Below are 16,047 nucleotides of genomic sequence, written 5' to 3'. Positions count from 1 at the left end.
AAGTCTCCTTCGCTAGTCCGGCCCCATTCTGCCCTGCGCCGCCACGCCCGACTCGACTGCCCTGACGATCTCTTGGCCACCCGCGTCCGGGCCGGCTTCCGGATCCGTGGCGGCCTCGGCTTCGGGGCCTCGTACCGACAGCGGCAGCGGGTAGGGCGGGGGAGTGCCGCCGAACTCCGGGCAGTGGGCCTGGTGGTCGCACCAGCCGCACAGCTTGGTCGGCCGCGGGCGCCAGTCGCCCGTCTCGGTCGCGAGCCTGATCGCCTCCCACAGCGCGAGCAGCTTGCGCTCGACCCGCTCCAGATCGGCGATGACGGGGTCGTACGTCAGGACGTCACCGCTGCCGAGATAGACGAGCTGGAGCCGGCGCGGCACGACGTGCTTCAGCCGCCAGACCACGAGCGCGTAGAACTTCATCTGGAACAGCGCGCCCTCGGCGTACTCGGGCCGGGGCGCCTTGCCCGTCTTGTAGTCGACGATCCGCACCTCGCCGGTCGGCGCCACGTCGACCCGGTCGATGATCCCGCGCAGCCGCAGCCCCGAGTCCAGCTCGGTCTCCACGAACAGCTCGCGCTCGGCCGGTTCCAGCCGGGTCGGGTCCTCCAGCGTGAACCACCGCTCCACGAGCTGCTCGGCCTCACCGAGCCACCGCGAGAGCCGCGCGCCCTCCGGATCGTCGGCGAACAGCTCCTGGACCTCCGGCCGCGACTCGCGCAGCCGGTCCCACTGCCCGGGGATCAGCGACTTGGCGCGGGGGGCGGTGCGCTCGGCCGCCGGAGCGTCGAACAGCCGCTCCAGCACGGCGTGCACCAGGGTGCCCCGGGTCGCCGCCTCGCTGGGCTTCTCCGGCAGCCGGTCGATCACCCGGAACCGGTACAGCAACGGGCACTGCATGAAGTCACCGGCGCGCGAGGGCGACAGCGAGGCGGGCGCTATGGCGGTGGGCACCGCCCGCCGCTCCGTCGCCCCGTCCCCCGCCGTCGAGGTGGCCTCGCCCGCCACCGACGGCTCCACGTCCTCCGTGCTCGTCTCCATGCTCCAGACCTTACGGCCCGCCACTGACAGTCACCCGACCGTCGTCGGACGAACACAGGGGGTGCCGGGGCGGAACGCGCCGCGACGGCCGCATACCATCGACCCGAGACCCTTCCGCACGGCAGGCGCGGAAGACGCTTCGAACGAGGGGACACCGTGGACGAGAGCGGCGGGAGCGGGCAGCCGCGGTCCGGCACCGAGCAGCCGACCCAGCACCACGCACCACGATCGACCCCGCCCACGCCACCCCCAGACCCCGCCCCCTCGGCGACCCCACGCAACGAACACCGCCCGGAGAACGGCCCATCGGGCGCCGGCGAGGCACCGCCCGGTGGCGAACGGCCGGACGAGGCGCCACACGGCACCGCGCAGTCCGGCGGCTCCGAGACGCCCGGCCGGGACCAGGCGCCGGCCGGTGAAGAGCAGCCCGACCGGGCCCACGAGGATCGCCCCTCGGTCTGGGGCGAGGCGTCCGGGCGGAACGAGGAGCGGGGCTGGGCCGGGACGCCGCGGCAGGGCGAGGACCGGGCGCCGGACGTCGACGGCGGGCAGCGGAAGGCCGACGGCGGAGCCGAGACCACCGGAGCGCACCCCCGGCCTCCGAAGCCCCCGGAGCCGCGTGGCGGACTGCTCATGGGCCGCCCCTTCGGCGTACCCGTCTACGTCGCCCCCAGCTGGTTCCTCGTCGCCGCCCTGATCACCTGGGTCTTCGGCGGCCAGCTGGACCGCGTGCTCCCCGAACTCGGCGCCGCCCGCTATCTCGTCTCCCTCTTCTTCGCGGTCGCCTTCTACGCCTCCGTCCTCGTCCACGAACTCGCCCACACCGTCGCCGCCCTCCGCTTCAAGCTCCCCGTCCGCCGCATCCAGCTCCAGTTCTTCGGCGGCGTCTCGGAGATCGAGAAGGAGTCCGACACCCCGGGCCGCGAGTTCGTCCTGGCCTTCGTGGGCCCGCTGCTCTCCCTCGTCCTCGCCGGCGTCTTCTACGCCGCCATGCAGACCGTGGAACCCGGCACCGTCCCCGGAGTCCTGCTGGCCGGCCTGATGATCTCCAACCTCATCGTCGCCGCCTTCAACCTCCTGCCCGGCCTCCCGCTCGACGGCGGCCGTATGCTCCGCGCCGTCGTGTGGAAGATCACCGGCAAGCCCATGAGCGGCACCGTCGCCGCCGCCTGGGTCGGCCGCGCCCTCGCCGTCTCCGTCCTCATCGGGCTCCCGCTGCTGACCCAGTCCGGGGTCCTCGGCGCCGACGCCGAGGACAACGTCGGCATGGACACCGTCATGGACGCCCTGCTGGCCGCCATCCTCGCCGCGATCATCTGGACCGGCGCCGGCAACAGCCTCCGCATGGCCCGCCTGCGCGAACACCTGCCCGAGCTGCGCGCCCGCACGCTCACCCGCCGCGCGGTCCCCGTGGAGGCGGACACCCCGCTCTCCGAGGCGCTGCGCCGCGCCAACGCCGCCGGCGCCCGCGCCCTGGTCGTCGTCGACGCCGACGGCGCACCCCTCTCCCTCGTCCGCGAGGCCGCCATCGTCGGTGTCCCCGAGCACCGCCGCCCCTGGGTCGCCGTCAGCGGCCTCGCCCAGGAGCTCACGGACGGCATGCGCGTCTCGGCGGAACTGGCGGGGGAGGACCTCCTGGACGCCCTGAGGGCCGCTCCGGCCACCGAGTACCTGGTGGTGGAGGAGACCGGCGAGATCTACGGCGTCCTGTCCGCCGCGGACGTGGAGCGCGCCTTCGTCAAGGCCATGGCCCGCCCCTCCTAGTGGTCGGCGGCCCCGGTAAACCCCGGTAGGCTGTTCACATGTCCGAACCGACCGGTGCCGCCCGCAGGCGCGGGCCCTTCAAGGTCGGGGACCAGGTTCAGCTGACCGACCCCAAGGGCCGCCACTACACGTTCACGCTCGAGGCCGGGAAGAACTTCCACACCCACAAGGGTTCCTTCCCGCACGACGAACTGATCGGCGCTCCCGAGGGCAGCGTTGTCCGCACCACCGGGAACGTCGCCTACCTCGCGCTGCGCCCCCTGCTCCCCGACTACGTCCTGTCCATGCCCCGCGGGGCAGCCGTCGTCTACCCGAAGGACGCGGGGCAGATCCTCGCCTTCGCCGACATCTTCCCCGGCGCGCGCGTAGTCGAGGCCGGCGTCGGCTCCGGCTCGCTCAGCAGCTTCCTGCTGCGCGCCATCGGCGACCAGGGCATGCTGCACTCCTACGAGCGCCGCGAGGACTTCGCGGAGATCGCGCAAGCGAACGTGGAGCGCTACTTCGGCGGCCCGCACCCCGCCTGGCAGCTCACCGTCGGCGACCTGCAGGACAACCTGAGCGACACGGACGTCGACCGCGTCATCCTCGACATGCTCGCCCCGTGGGAGTGCCTGGAGGCCGTCTCCAAGGCGCTGGTCCCCGGCGGCATCCTGTGCTGCTACGTCGCCACCACCACCCAGCTCGCCCGGACCGTGGAGTCCATCCGCGAGATCGGCTCCTTCAACGAGCCGACCGCCTGGGAGACGATGATCCGCAACTGGCACATCGAGGGCCTGGCCGTGCGCCCGGACCACCGGATGATCGGCCACACCGGCTTCCTGCTCACCGCCCGCCGTCTCGCCGACGGGGTCGAGCCGCCGATGCGCCGCCGACGCCCCGCCAAGGGCGCCTACGGCGAGGACTACGCGGGACCCAACGCCGACGGAGGCTCCGGCCGCTGAGGCGGCCCCGTGCCGCGTACAACGCAACGGCGCCGTGGCCGAGTTCCCCAGGACCACCGGGAACTCGGCCACGGCGCCGTTGCGCTGACGGCGTGCCACCTGCCCGGCCCTTCGGCACCGGAACTGCACACCCCCGCCGTTCCCCCGCGGTGTGACGTGTGGCACGATGCCTGGCACCCCCACCGGCACAGCCCTCACGGGAGACACTCCTAGTGCAGCACTCCGCCGTCCCGGAACTGGCACACACGCACACCCGTCCGATCCACTGGGTCGCGACCGCCACCGCGCTGGCCGGCGTCGTGGCACTCTCCTCGGTCCTGCAACCGGACGCGGCCAACGCGGTCCAGGCCTCGGGCACGGCGCCGAGGAGTGCGCCCGCCGCCGTCGCGCCGCCCGACACCAAGGGCGTGGACTTCGGCCTCGAATGCGGCCCCGTGAAGGCGGTCGTGGTGAAGAAGGCGTCCGGGGACCTCGACGGCGACGGCCGGCCGGAGACCGTGGCCGTCGTGCACTGCGACGCCCCCATGGGCACCCCGCCGGACGGCGTGTACGTCCTCACGCGCGGGAGCGACACCGAGCGCCCCCGGGTCGTGGCCACGCTGGTCGACCCGAAGGACCGCCAGACCGTCAGCGAGTTCGCCGTGCGGGACGGTGCCGTCGTGGCGACCCTGCTCGGCTACTCGTCGTCCGAGGTGCCCAGTTGCTGCCCCGACGTCACCGACCGCGCGAAATGGCAGTGGGACAACGGTACGTTCGTCCGCTCGACCCCCGCTGGAGCGCAGAGCGTCTGACGACGCTCCGCGCCCGCGGTGTCACTGGGCGTCGGGCCCGTACACCTCGACCTGGTCCGAGACCCGGCGCACATGGATGCAGTCGCCGGGGCACTCCTTGGCGGAGTCCACGACATCGGTGAGCAGCGGCAGCGGTACGGGGGTCGTGGCGCCCTTGTCCTGAAGAAGCTCGTCGTCCGCGCTCTTCACGTAGGCGAGTCCGTCGATGTCCAGCTCGAACACCTCGGGCGCGTACTGGGCGCAGATGCCGTCGCCGGTACAGAGGTCCTGGTCGATCCAGACCTCGAGCGCCTCGCCGACCCCGGCCGCCTGCTCCACGTCCATCTCTCCTGCCGTTCTCCGTGTGGGACATCTCGACCCTACCTCCGCCCCGGCACCGGGCGAGCGCCGACCGCCGGTGACGCGATCCGCCCGCGCGGGCACCGTGCGTCACCGCCTACGCCCGCCCCCGTCCGCCCCCGGCATCAGCGGTTACGACCCCTGTGCGGCCCCGCTCTCGACGTACCGATGACCGCAACTCCAGCCAAACTCGACGGTGTTTGACTACTCCGGCCAGGAACAGCCCGCTTCCGAAAGACGTTGAGTGGGTATCCAGACGGCGTGAGAACAGCTCAGGGTGTGGCCGACGACACACCTTGACAGTCTTTGTGATCTAGGGGTTTCAATCGAGACCCACCCAGGTAGGGTCTGGAAGCGTCCAGCTCCCCTTGGAGGAGGTGAGGACCGTGGCAGCCCACGACGACGACATGAACCGCGGCATCCGCCCGGGACGAGGGTCCGAAGACCCTGCCGGGCAGATTGCCTACCTTGAGCAGGAGATCGCCGTCCTGCGACGTAAGCTCGCCGACTCTCCGCGACACACGAGGATTCTCGAAGAGCGGATCGTCGAGCTGCAGACCAACCTGGCCGGCGTGTCCGCCCAGAACGAGCGGCTCGCCAACACGCTCCGTGAGGCCCGCGACCAGATCGTGGCCCTCAAAGAGGAGGTCGACCGGCTCGCGCAGCCGCCGGCCGGCTTCGGTGTCTTCCTCACGGCGAACGAGGACGGCACGGCCGACATCTTCACCGGAGGACGCAAACTCCGGGTGAACGTCAGCCCAAGCGTGGAACTCGACGACCTGCGCCGCGGCCAGGAAGTCATGCTCAACGAAGCGCTCAACGTGGTCGAGGCCATGGAGTTCGAGCGCGTCGGGGACATCGTCACCCTCAAGGAGATCCTCGAGGACGGCGAGCGGGCCCTGGTGCTCGGGCACACCGACGAGGAACGGGTGGTGCGGCTCGCCGAGCCGCTGCTGGACGTCACCATCCGTCCCGGCGACGCCCTGCTGCTCGAACCCCGCTCCGGCTACGTCTACGAGATCGTGCCCAAGAGCGAGGTCGAGGAACTCGTCCTCGAAGAGGTCCCGGACATCGGCTACGAGCAGATCGGCGGTCTGGGCAACCAGATCGAGATGATCCGCGACGCGGTCGAGCTCCCCTACCTCTACCCGGACCTGTTCAAGGAGCACGAACTGCGCCCGCCCAAGGGCGTCCTGCTCTACGGACCCCCCGGATGCGGAAAGACGCTCATCGCCAAGGCTGTCGCCAACTCGCTGGCCAAGAAGGTCGCCGAGGTCACCGGCCAGGCCCAGGGCAAGAGCTTCTTCCTCAACATCAAGGGTCCCGAGCTGCTCAACAAGTACGTCGGCGAGACCGAGCGGCAGATCCGCCTCGTCTTCCAGCGTGCTCGTGAGAAGGCCTCCGAGGGCACGCCCGTCATCGTCTTCTTCGACGAGATGGAGTCCCTCTTCCGCACCCGTGGCTCCGGAGTCAGCTCGGACGTCGAGAACACGATCGTCCCGCAGCTGCTCGCCGAGATCGACGGTGTGGAGGGCCTGCAGAACGTGGTCGTGATCGGTGCCTCCAACCGCGAGGACATGATCGACCCCGCCATCCTGCGCCCCGGCCGGCTGGACGTGAAGATCAAGATCGAGCGTCCGGACGCCGAGGCCGCGAAGGACATCTTCGGCAAGTACCTCACCGAGCGCCTCCCGCTGCACCCCGAGGACGTCGGTGAGCACGGCGGCGACAAGGGTTCCACGGTCCAGGGCATGATCCAGACCGCGGTGGAACAGATGTACGCCGAATCCGAGGAGAACCGCTTCCTGGAAGTCACCTACGCCAATGGAGACAAGGAAGTCCTGTATTTCAAGGACTTCAACTCCGGCGCCATGATCGAGAACATCGTCGGGCGCGCCAAGAAAATGGCGATCAAGGACTTCCTGGAGCACAACCAGAAGGGTCTGCGCGTCTCCCACCTCCTCCAGGCTTGCGTGGACGAGTTCAAGGAGAACGAGGACCTGCCGAACACCACCAACCCGGACGACTGGGCCCGGATCTCCGGAAAGAAGGGCGAGCGGATTGTCTACATCCGCACCCTGATCACCGGAAAGCAGGGCGCGGACACCGGACGCTCCATCGACACGGTGGCGAACACCGGTCAGTACCTGTAAAAGACAGGGCGGCTGCGGGTGCCCTCAGCGGGTACCCGCAGCCGACTGTTTTTGCGGCGATGACCGGAGCAAGGCAATGACGCAAATGATCTCCCCACCAGCGCAAAGGCGTTCTAGGCTCTTCCGTACCGCCGAGTCGCGCAGTGCGGGGACGGGCACCGCACACGCACCGGAGCGCCAGCGGTACTTGAGCAGCGTCCCCGACCGAGGACGCCGCCGGGCAAGGAGGGCCGCATGACCGTACGGCGAGTAATGGGCATCGAGACGGAGTACGGGATCTCCGTCCCCGGTCACCCCAACGCCAATGCCATGCTCACCTCATCCCAGATCGTCAACGCCTACGCGGCGGCGATGCACCGGGCCCGCCGGGCCCGCTGGGACTTCGAGGAGGAGAACCCGCTGCGCGACGCGCGAGGCTTCGACCTCGCCCGCGAGGCCGCCGACTCCAGTCAGCTCACGGACGAGGACATCGGCCTGGCCAATGTCATCCTCACCAACGGCGCACGGCTCTACGTCGACCACGCCCACCCCGAGTACAGCGCCCCCGAGGTGACCAACCCGCGGGACGCCGTCCTCTGGGACAAGGCCGGCGAACGGATCATGGCAGAGGCCGCGGAACGCGCCGCCCAGCTGCCCGGCGCCCAGCCGATCCACCTCTACAAGAACAACACCGACAACAAGGGCGCCTCCTACGGGACGCACGAGAACTACCTGATGAAGCGGGAGACCCCCTTCTCGGACATCGTGCGCCACCTGACGCCCTTCTTCGTCTCCCGCCAGGTCTTCGCCGGAGCGGGCCGCGTCGGCATCGGCCAGGACGGCCACGAGCACGGCTTCCAGCTCAGCCAGCGCGCCGACTACTTCGAGGTCGAGGTCGGCCTCGAGACCACGCTGAAGCGCCCGATCATCAACACCCGCGACGAGCCGCACGCGGACGCGGAGAAGTACCGCCGCCTGCACGTGATCATCGGCGACGCGAACCTCTCCGAGATCTCCACGTACCTCAAGCTCGGCACGACGGCCCTGGTGCTGTCGATGATCGAGGACGGCTTCATCGCGGTCGACCTGGCCGTCGACCAGCCCGTCCGCACGCTCCACCAGGTCTCCCACGACCCGACCCTGAAGCGCCTGGTCACGCTCCGCAGTGGCCGGACACTCACCGCGGTCCAGCTCCAGATGGAGTACTACGAGCTGAGCCGCAAGTACGTCGAGGAGCGCTTCGGCGCCGACGCCGACGACCAGACCAAGGACGTCCTGAGCCGCTGGGAGGACACCCTCAACCGGCTGGAGAACGATCCGATGAGCCTGGCCGGCGAGCTGGACTGGGTGGCCAAGCGGGAGCTGATGGAGGGCTACCGGCGCCGCGACGACCTCGACTGGGACGCCGCCCGGCTGCATCTGGTGGACCTCCAGTACGCCGACGTACGCGCCGAGAAGGGCCTGTACAACCGTCTCGCGGCCCGCGGGCGCATCAAGCGCCTGCTGGACGAGACGGAGGTCGAGAGGGCCAGGACGAAGCCGCCGGAGGACACGCGCGCGTACTTCCGCGGGCGGTGCCTGGAGCAGTACGCCGACGACGTCGCGGCCGCCTCCTGGGACTCCGTGATCTTCGATCTGCCGGGCCGGGACTCCCTCCAGCGCGTTCCAACCCTCGAACCGCTTCGCGGAACGCGAAATCACGTCAAGGAGCTCCTGGACCGCTGCCGTACCGCGGAAGACCTGGTCAAGGTGCTTTCCGGCGGCTGAACGGGTACCTGGGGGCACAAGTCCCGGCAGGGTGGAAAACCCGCCGTCCGGGAATCATCGAGGTGGTCCCCGCACGTTGAGGAAAGTGCGGGGCCGATGTCAGACCGGGCTTGTAGGGTCTGATCATCACCGATCGGCAGGAATGTCGACCTGGCGACCATGTCGGGCGAACTGAGCGGGGTGAGGGTTATGGCAACCAAGGACACCGGCGGCGGGCAGCAGAAGGCCACGCGCTCCACGGAGGAGGTCGAGGAGCAGGCGACCGACGCGCAGGCTTCGGAGGACCTCAAGGAGCGCCAGGAGAAGCTGAGCGACGACGTGGACTCCGTCCTGGACGAGATTGACGACGTACTCGAGGAGAATGCCGAGGACTTCGTGCGGTCCTTCGTTCAAAAGGGTGGACAGTAGGTCACCTTCGCCTTTGAATCCAAGGTCTCCAGCAGGCTCTCAGGGTTCGGGGTGGCGTGTGGCCGGGGAGCAGACGGCGAGGTGCTGCTCGCGGTTCCGGTGGGTCGGGCCGCGGGCAGTCTTCATCGGCGGCGAAGCGGCCTGTGAACGGCACGGGCTCAGATGTGGATCACTCCCCCGAGACGGGTAGGGTCCGTGGCATACCGTGCTTCAACTGCTCTTACGTGGAAGGAAACTCGTGGAAGCCAACACTCGTGGCGCCGGGCGTCTACCAGCTGCCTTCCTGACGCCTGGATCCTCGTCCTTCATGGACTTTCTCTCCGAGCACCAGCCGGAGATGCTGCCCGGCAAGCGTCAACTGCCGCCGGTGCAGGGCGTGATCGAGGCGCCGCACGGCACGACCATCGTGGCCGTGACCTTCCCCGGGGGCGTCGTCCTCGCCGGTGACCGCCGGGCCACCATGGGCAACGTCATCGCCCAGCGGGACATCGAGAAGGTCTTCCCGGCCGACGAGTACTCGGCCGTCGGCATCGCCGGCACGGCGGGTCTGGCCGTGGAGATGGTGAAGCTCTTCCAGCTGGAGCTGGAGCACTTCGAGAAGGTCGAGGGCGCCCAGCTGTCGCTGGAGGGCAAGGCGAACCGGCTGTCCACCATGATCCGCTCCAACCTGGGCATGGCCATGCAGGGCCTGGCCGTGGTGCCGCTCTTCGCGGGCTACGACGTGGACCGGGACAAGGGCCGGATCTTCTCCTACGACGTCACCGGCGGCCGTTCCGAGGAGCAGGGCTACGCGGCCACGGGCTCCGGTTCGATCTTCGCGCGCGGCGCCATGAAGAAGCTCTTCCGTGCCGACCTGAGCGAGGCCGAGGCCACCACGCTGGTGGTGCAGGCCCTGTACGACGCGGCTGACGACGACTCGGCGACCGGTGGTCCCGATGTCGCCCGCCGGATCTACCCGATCGTCACCGTGATCACCGATGACGGCTTCCGCCGGCTCACCGACGAGGAGTCCTCCGAGATCGCCCGCTCGATCCTGGAGCGGCGCCTGGAGCAGCCGGACGGCCCGCGGGCCGCGCTGCTGTAACCGACGGCCCCTCTTGCTAGGTGATCCAGTGACTTCCACAGAAAGGGACGGATAACCGGTGTCGACGCCGTTCTATGTCTCCCCCCAGCAGGCCATGGCCGACCGGGCGGAGTACGCCCGCAAGGGCATCGCCCGCGGCCGCAGCCTGGTCGTGCTGCAGTACGCCGACGGCATCGTGTTCGTCGGCGAGAACCCGTCCCGCGCGCTGCACAAGTTCAGCGAGATCTACGACCGGATCGGCTTCGCGGCCGCCGGCAAGTACAACGAGTACGAGAACCTGCGGATCGGCGGCGTGCGCTACGCCGACCTGCGGGGTTACACCTACGACCGTGACGACGTCACCGCCCGCGGTCTGGCCAACGTCTACGCCCAGACGCTGGGCACGATCTTCTCCTCCGCGGCGGAGAAGCCGTACGAGGTGGAGCTGGTCGTCGCCGAGGTCGGGGAGACCCCCGAGGGCGACCAGATCTACCGGCTGCCGCACGACGGTTCGATCGTGGACGAGCACGGCTCGGTCGCGGTCGGCGGCAATGCCGAGCTGATCAGCAACTACCTGGATCAGCGCCATCAGGACGGCATGACCCTCGCCGAGGCCCTGAAGCTGGCCGTGCAGGCGCTGTCCCGTGAGTCCAACGGCTCCCAGCGGGAGATCCCCGCCGAGCGTCTCGAGGTCGCGGTGCTGGACCGTACGCGTCCGCAGCAGCGCAAGTTCAAGCGGATCGTCGGCCGTCAGCTCGCCCGGCTGCTGGAGGCCGGCGGCGCGGCCACGGAGGCCGAGAGCGCCGACGAGGGCACCGAGGGCACCGAGGGCTCCGACGAGGAGTAGCCCGCCCCCAGCTCATCCCCTGCGCCCCGGCCGACCGCTCGGCCGGGGCGCAGGGCGTTCAGGAGGGGTCTGGCGGGGCCGTGGAGCCCCGGACGACCAGTTCGACGGGGATGTCTCCGCCGTCCGGCTCCCGGCCGTCCAGGACGGCCAGCAGGGCCCGCATGCCGCGTTCGCCGAAGAGCTCGGCGTTGAGCCGTACGGTCGTCAGCTCGGGGTCGATGGCGGTCGCGAGGGCGAGGTCGTCGAGGCCGGTGACGGAGAGGTCCTCGGGGATGCTCAGGCCCAGACGCCGGGCGGCTTTGTAGGCGCCGGCCGCGAGTTTGTCGTCGTCGCAGATCAGGGCGGTGGGGCGGGGTCCGGGCGCGGAGAGGGCGGCCTCGGCGGCTCGCTGGGCGCCCTCGATGGAGATCGACGCGCGGGCCGTCCGCAGTGAGGTGTCCGGGACGGCGGCCACGCGCGCGTGCAGCTCGCGGGCGCGGACCTCGAAGGTCCAGGAGGCGACGTCCGCCGCCAGGTGCAGGAAGCGGCGGTGGCCGAGGCCCAGCAGGTGCTCGGCGATCTGGCGCACGCCGTCGGCGATGTCGAGGTTGACGGTGGCCGCGCCGTGGCTGCCCGCCGGATCGCTGTCGAGCATGACCAGCGGGAGCTGGTCGCCGCGGATGGCGGTGAGGGCGTCGGCGGCCATGGAGGAGGCGATGACGCCGTCCAGGGCCGCCTGGGCGGAGGCGAAGGGGTCGCGGGCGGGTCCGATGCCCTCGGGGGAGGGGTAGAGGACGACGCCGAAGCCGTTCTCGGCCGCCACGCGCGCGGCGCCGGTGTAGACGCCCGCGAAGAACTCGGTGGTCAGGGCCGGGACGACGAGCAGCACCGTACGGGTGCGGCCGAGCCGGAGGTTGCGGGCGGCCAGGTTGGGCCGGTAGCCGAGCGCGCGGGCGGCCTCGCGGACCCGCTCGGCGGTGGCCTCGGAGACCCGGCCGCGCCACTTGTCGCCCAGCACCAGGGAGACCGCGGCCTGGGACACCCCGGCCGCCTGGGCGACGTCACGGCTCGTGGGGCGGGTGCTGCCTCGTGCCACCGTCTCCCCGCTCTTTCGTCTGGACTCCCGAACAGCGCACATGGTACGTATGACGAAGGAAGTTATACGTAAAACGTCATCCGTCTCGGCGAGGAGTGGTCGTTCATGGCCGCCGGATACCTGCAGATCCTCAGGGCGAGGCACGCCACCCGGCTGCTCGTCGGCACGCTGGTGGGCCGGCTGCCGAACGCCACCGCCGCCATCGCGATCGTGCTGTTCGTCCGCGCCGAGGGCGGCACCTACAGCCTCGCCGGGGTGCTCGCGGCCGTCTACGGCGTCGCCAACGCCGTAGGACAGCCGCTGCTCGGCAGGCTCGTCGACCTGCACGGGCAGCCGCGGGTGCAGCTGCCCGCCGCGGTGGTGTCCGCGCTCGCGATGGCCGCCTTCGCCGTCGTGGGCATCGGACAGCTGCCGCTCGCGTACGCGGCCGTGGCGGCCGCCGGGCTGTTCACGCCGCCCCTGGAGGGCGGCCTGCGGGCGCTGTGGCCCTCGGTCCTCGGCAAGGAGGACCAGGTGCACACGGCGTACGCCATGGACGCGGTGGCGCAGGAAGTCATGTTCACCGTCGGGCCGTTGCTGGTGACGCTGTGCACCGCCCTGTGGTCGGCGCAGGCGGCGCTGCTCGTCCTGAACGTCATAGGCGTCCTCGGCGCGCTCTCCGTGGTGCTCTCGCCGCCCTCGCGCGCGTGGCGCTCGGCGCCGCGCGAGGCGCACTGGCTGGGCGCGCTGCGGTCGCCCGGACTGCTGGCGCTGCTGGGCGCGTTCCTGTTCGTGGGGATCGCGCTCGGCTCGATCACGGTCGCCTCGGTGCCCTACGCGGACGACAACGGCGGTGACGCGGTCTACGGCTGGCTGATGGCGGGCCTGGGGCTCGGTGCGCTGATCGGCGGCACGGTGTACGGGGCGCGGCAGTGGGCGGGTGAGCCCGGGCGGCGACTGACCGTGCTGACGGCCCTTCTGGCGGTGTGTTACCTCCCGCTGATGCTGATGCCGGGCGCGGTGCCCATGGTGCTGCTGGCCGTGCTGTCCGGTGTCTTCCTGGCCCCCTGCATCGCTTGTGCGTTCGTGCTCGTCGACCGGCACGCCCCGCGCGGGACGGTCACCGAGGCCTTCTCCTGGCTTGTGACGACGTTCACGGTCGGCGCGTCGGTCGGAACAGGGCTCACCGGCCCGGTCGTCGAGGCGGGCGGGGCCCTGTGGGGCTTCGCCGTTCCGGGTGTCGCGGGCGGCGTGTCCCTGCTGGTCCTGCTGGCCACGGGACGGGTCCTCGCAGCGCCCGCGCGGACGGCGGTCGTTGCGGCTTCATCGGAAAATGATCCAAACCGTGCCGTCGAACCCCGTTTCAGCTCGGGGGATCGGGCGTAATGTTCAGTCATGGACCGCCGCATTTTCGGGCTGGAGAACGAGTACGGCGTCACGTGCACGTTCAGGGGACAGCGCCGCCTGTCGCCTGACGAGGTGGCGCGGTACCTCTTCCGCCGTGTCGTGTCATGGGGCCGCAGCAGCAATGTCTTTCTGCGGAACGGCGCCCGCCTCTATCTCGACGTGGGGTCACATCCGGAATACGCGACACCCGAATGTGACAACGTGACCGAGCTGGTCACGCACGACAAGGCAGGCGAGCGCATTCTGGAAGGGCTGTTGGTGGACGCCGAACGACGCCTGCACGAGGAAGGAATCGCGGGCGACGTCTACCTCTTCAAGAACAACACCGACTCGGCGGGCAACTCCTACGGTTGCCACGAGAACTATCTGGTGGCGCGGCACGGGGAGTTCTCCCGGCTCGCGGACATTCTCATTCCGTTCCTCGTCACCCGGCAGCTGCTGTGCGGTGCGGGCAAGGTGCTGCAGACCCCGCGCGGAGCGGTGTACTGCGTGAGCCAGCGGGCGGAGCACATCTGGGAGGGCGTCTCCTCGGCGACGACCCGCTCCCGGCCCATCATCAACACCCGCGACGAACCGCACGCGGACGCCGAGCGCTACCGCCGCCTGCATGTCATCGTGGGCGACTCCAACATGTCCGAGACGACCATGCTGCTCAAGGTCGGCGCCACCGACCTGGTGCTGCGCATGATCGAGGCGGGCACGGTGATGCGGGACCTGACCCTGGAGAACCCCATCCGGGCCATCCGCGAGGTCAGCCACGACATCACCGGCCGGCGCAAGGTGCGTCTGGCCAGCGGCCGGGAGGCCTCCGCGCTGGAGGTGCAGCGGGAGTACTACGAGAAGGCCGTGGACTTCTGCGAGCGCCGCGGGATCCGCACCGGCACCGTCGAGCAGGTGCTGGAGCTGTGGGGCCGCACGCTGGACGCGATCGAGTCCGAGGACCTCGACCGCATCGGCACCGAGATCGACTGGGTCATGAAGTACAAGCTCATCGAGCGCTACCGCGCCAAGCACAACATGACGATGTCGCATCCGCGGGTCGCTCAGATAGACCTCGCCTACCACGACATCCACCGCCGTCGTGGCCTGTACTACCTGCTGGAGAAGAAGGGTCAAGCAGCGCGGATCTGCAACGACTTGAAGATCTTCGAAGGCAAGTCCGTTCCGCCGCAGACCACTCGGGCCCGGCTGCGCGGCGACTTCATCCGCAGGGCCCAGGAACAGCGCCGGGACTTCACCGTCGACTGGGTTCACCTCAAGCTCAACGACCAGGCCCAGCGCACTGTGTTGTGCAAGGACCCGTTCCGTTCCGTGGACGACCGGGTGGAGAAACTGATCGCCGGTATGTGAGCGACGCGTTTCGGACGCGAACTCCGGAACGCAACACGGGCGCCGTACGTTTGCCGTACGGCGCCCTTCTCACGCCGTAGAGTTGCGCGCACGCCATCTACAAGATCGACCGATTACGAGGCCCCCACCGTGCGCCGACGCTCACTTCTCATTGCCGTACCCGCCGGACTGGCCACGCTCGCCGCGTGCGGCGACGACGACGGAGCCGATTCGGCCGAGTCCTCCGAAAGCCCGTCGCCCTCGGCCGGCCAGACGTCGGCCGCGCCGTCGCCGAAGATCGTGGACGGCCCGCTGCCGGCGATCACCGCGGGCACGAAGTTCGACGAGAAGCCGACCGTCGCCAAGGGCAGCGGCGACCCCTCGAAGGATCTCGCCGTGAAGACGGTGATCGCGGGCAACGGCCAGACGATCGCGGAGAACGACTACATCCAGGCCAACTACCTCGGCCAGGTCTGGGCCACGGCGAAGGTCTTCGACAACTCCTACGACCGCAAGACCCCGCTGGTCATCCAGCTCGCCCAGGGCAGCATCATCGACGGCTGGCGCTACGCCCTGCCCGGCAAGAAGGTCGGCAGCCGCGTCCAGATGGCGGTGCCCCCGACCTGGGGCTACGGCACGCAGGGCAACAGCCAGGCGGGCATCAAGGGCACCGACACGCTGGTGTTCGTGGTGGACGTGCAGGGCACGTTCAACACCAAGAGCTCCGCCAAGGGCACCGAGGTCGCGCAGGACAACGTCGACCTGCCCAAGGTCGGCACCAACACCGACGGCAAGGCGCCCTCCATCGAGATCCCGGACGCGGACGCCCCGACCAAGCTGGTGGCGAACTACGTCCTGGAGGGCGACGGCGCCGAGGTCGGCGCGGAGGACAGCGTGCTGGTGCAGTACAAGGGTGTGCTGTGGGACGGCGGCAAGGAGTTCGACGCCACCTACACCAACAAGCAGCTCGCCTCCTTCTCGCTCCAGCAGGTCGTCAAGGGCTGGGCGCAGGGCCTGACCGGCAAGAAGGTCGGCAGCCGCGTCCTCATCGTCATCCCGCCGGACCTCGGTTACGGCGACAACCCCCCGCAGGGCAGCGGCATCAAGAAGGACTCCACGCTGGTCTTCTCGGTGGACATCCTCGCGAAGATGTGACGCCGTGCGGGATGT

The 16,047-nt window shown here is 69.9% G+C and carries 14 protein-coding genes and 1 pseudogene; 12 read left to right on the top strand and 3 right to left on the bottom strand.

What is annotated here, in order from left to right; genetic code table 11:
• Positions 1-12: 12 nt before the first annotated feature.
• Positions 13-1,035, bottom strand: a complete 1,023-nt coding sequence (locus AC068Z_RS24645; RefSeq protein WP_478559392.1) for a RecB family exonuclease — start codon at positions 1,033-1,035, stop codon at positions 13-15.
• A gap of 156 nt (positions 1,036-1,191) precedes the next feature.
• Here AC068Z_RS24645 and AC068Z_RS24640 point away from each other — a divergent pair, with 156 nt between their 5' ends.
• From AC068Z_RS24640 to AC068Z_RS24630, 3 genes are all read left to right on the top strand, one after another.
• Positions 1,192-2,799, top strand: coding sequence for a site-2 protease family protein (locus AC068Z_RS24640; RefSeq protein WP_478559389.1), 1,608 nt, complete (start codon positions 1,192-1,194; stop codon positions 2,797-2,799).
• A 38-nt stretch (positions 2,800-2,837) separates the two neighbouring features.
• On the top strand, positions 2,838-3,740 hold the full coding sequence (locus AC068Z_RS24635; protein ID WP_451723665.1) for a tRNA (adenine-N1)-methyltransferase: 903 nt from the start codon (positions 2,838-2,840) through the stop codon (positions 3,738-3,740).
• Between the two features lie 212 nt (positions 3,741-3,952).
• On the top strand, positions 3,953-4,531 hold the full coding sequence (locus tag AC068Z_RS24630) for a hypothetical protein (protein ID WP_478559386.1): 579 nt from the start codon (positions 3,953-3,955) through the stop codon (positions 4,529-4,531).
• A gap of 21 nt (positions 4,532-4,552) precedes the next feature.
• Here the strand turns inward: AC068Z_RS24630 and AC068Z_RS24625 are convergent, their stop codons facing one another.
• A complete protein-coding gene (locus AC068Z_RS24625; RefSeq protein WP_478559383.1) occupies positions 4,553-4,855 on the bottom strand; it encodes a ferredoxin in 303 nt (100 codons plus the stop codon).
• 401 nt (positions 4,856-5,256) lie between these two features.
• On the opposite strand from AC068Z_RS24625, the gene arc reads away from it, so the two are divergent.
• The 6 genes and pseudogenes from arc (at position 5,257) to prcA (ending at position 11,087) form a co-directional block, all read left to right on the top strand.
• Positions 5,257-7,023 carry a proteasome ATPase gene (arc, locus tag AC068Z_RS24620; RefSeq protein WP_451723661.1) on the top strand — a complete coding sequence of 589 codons (1,767 nt, stop codon included), beginning with the start codon at positions 5,257-5,259 and terminating at the stop codon, positions 7,021-7,023.
• Between the two features lie 234 nt (positions 7,024-7,257).
• On the top strand, positions 7,258-8,769 hold the full coding sequence (dop, locus tag AC068Z_RS24615; protein WP_478559378.1) for a depupylase/deamidase Dop: 1,512 nt from the start codon (positions 7,258-7,260) through the stop codon (positions 8,767-8,769).
• A 189-nt stretch (positions 8,770-8,958) separates the two neighbouring features.
• Complete coding sequence (locus AC068Z_RS24610; RefSeq protein ID WP_111665804.1) at positions 8,959-9,177, top strand: ubiquitin-like protein Pup; 219 nt, start codon at positions 8,959-8,961, stop codon at positions 9,175-9,177.
• Positions 9,178-9,341: 164 nt separating this feature from the next.
• Positions 9,342-9,464, top strand: a pseudogene (locus AC068Z_RS24605) (endonuclease VII domain-containing protein); the annotation flags it as partial.
• Entirely contained in the window at positions 9,416-10,261 is an 846-nt protein-coding gene (prcB, locus tag AC068Z_RS24600) for a proteasome subunit beta (protein WP_478559373.1), read from the top strand. The pseudogene AC068Z_RS24605 and the gene prcB, both read left to right, overlap by 49 nt.
• A gap of 58 nt (positions 10,262-10,319) precedes the next feature.
• Positions 10,320-11,087 carry a proteasome subunit alpha gene (prcA, locus tag AC068Z_RS24595; protein WP_478559370.1) on the top strand — a complete coding sequence of 256 codons (768 nt, stop codon included), beginning with the start codon at positions 10,320-10,322 and terminating at the stop codon, positions 11,085-11,087.
• 58 nt (positions 11,088-11,145) lie between these two features.
• Here the strand turns inward: prcA and AC068Z_RS24590 are convergent, their stop codons facing one another.
• The gene (locus tag AC068Z_RS24590; RefSeq protein WP_478559367.1) at positions 11,146-12,162 is read right to left on the bottom strand and encodes a LacI family DNA-binding transcriptional regulator; all 1,017 of its coding nucleotides are present in this window, start codon (positions 12,160-12,162) and stop codon (positions 11,146-11,148) included.
• Between the two features lie 105 nt (positions 12,163-12,267).
• On the opposite strand from AC068Z_RS24590, the gene AC068Z_RS24585 reads away from it, so the two are divergent.
• The 3 genes from AC068Z_RS24585 to AC068Z_RS24575 all read left to right on the top strand — a co-directional run bounded on the left by AC068Z_RS24585 (position 12,268) and on the right by AC068Z_RS24575 (position 16,032).
• A complete protein-coding gene (locus AC068Z_RS24585) occupies positions 12,268-13,527 on the top strand; it encodes an MFS transporter (protein ID WP_478559364.1) in 1,260 nt (419 codons plus the stop codon).
• Positions 13,528-13,536: 9 nt separating this feature from the next.
• A complete protein-coding gene (gene pafA, locus AC068Z_RS24580) occupies positions 13,537-14,898 on the top strand; it encodes a Pup--protein ligase (RefSeq protein ID WP_093722625.1) in 1,362 nt (453 codons plus the stop codon).
• Positions 14,899-15,027: 129 nt separating this feature from the next.
• The gene (locus AC068Z_RS24575; protein ID WP_478559359.1) at positions 15,028-16,032 is read left to right on the top strand and encodes an FKBP-type peptidyl-prolyl cis-trans isomerase; all 1,005 of its coding nucleotides are present in this window, start codon (positions 15,028-15,030) and stop codon (positions 16,030-16,032) included.
• Positions 16,033-16,047 lie beyond the last annotated feature (15 nt).

Source organism: Streptomyces sp. NPDC043726, from assembly GCF_056436565.1.
This window is presented reverse-complemented; position numbering and strand designations above follow the sequence as displayed.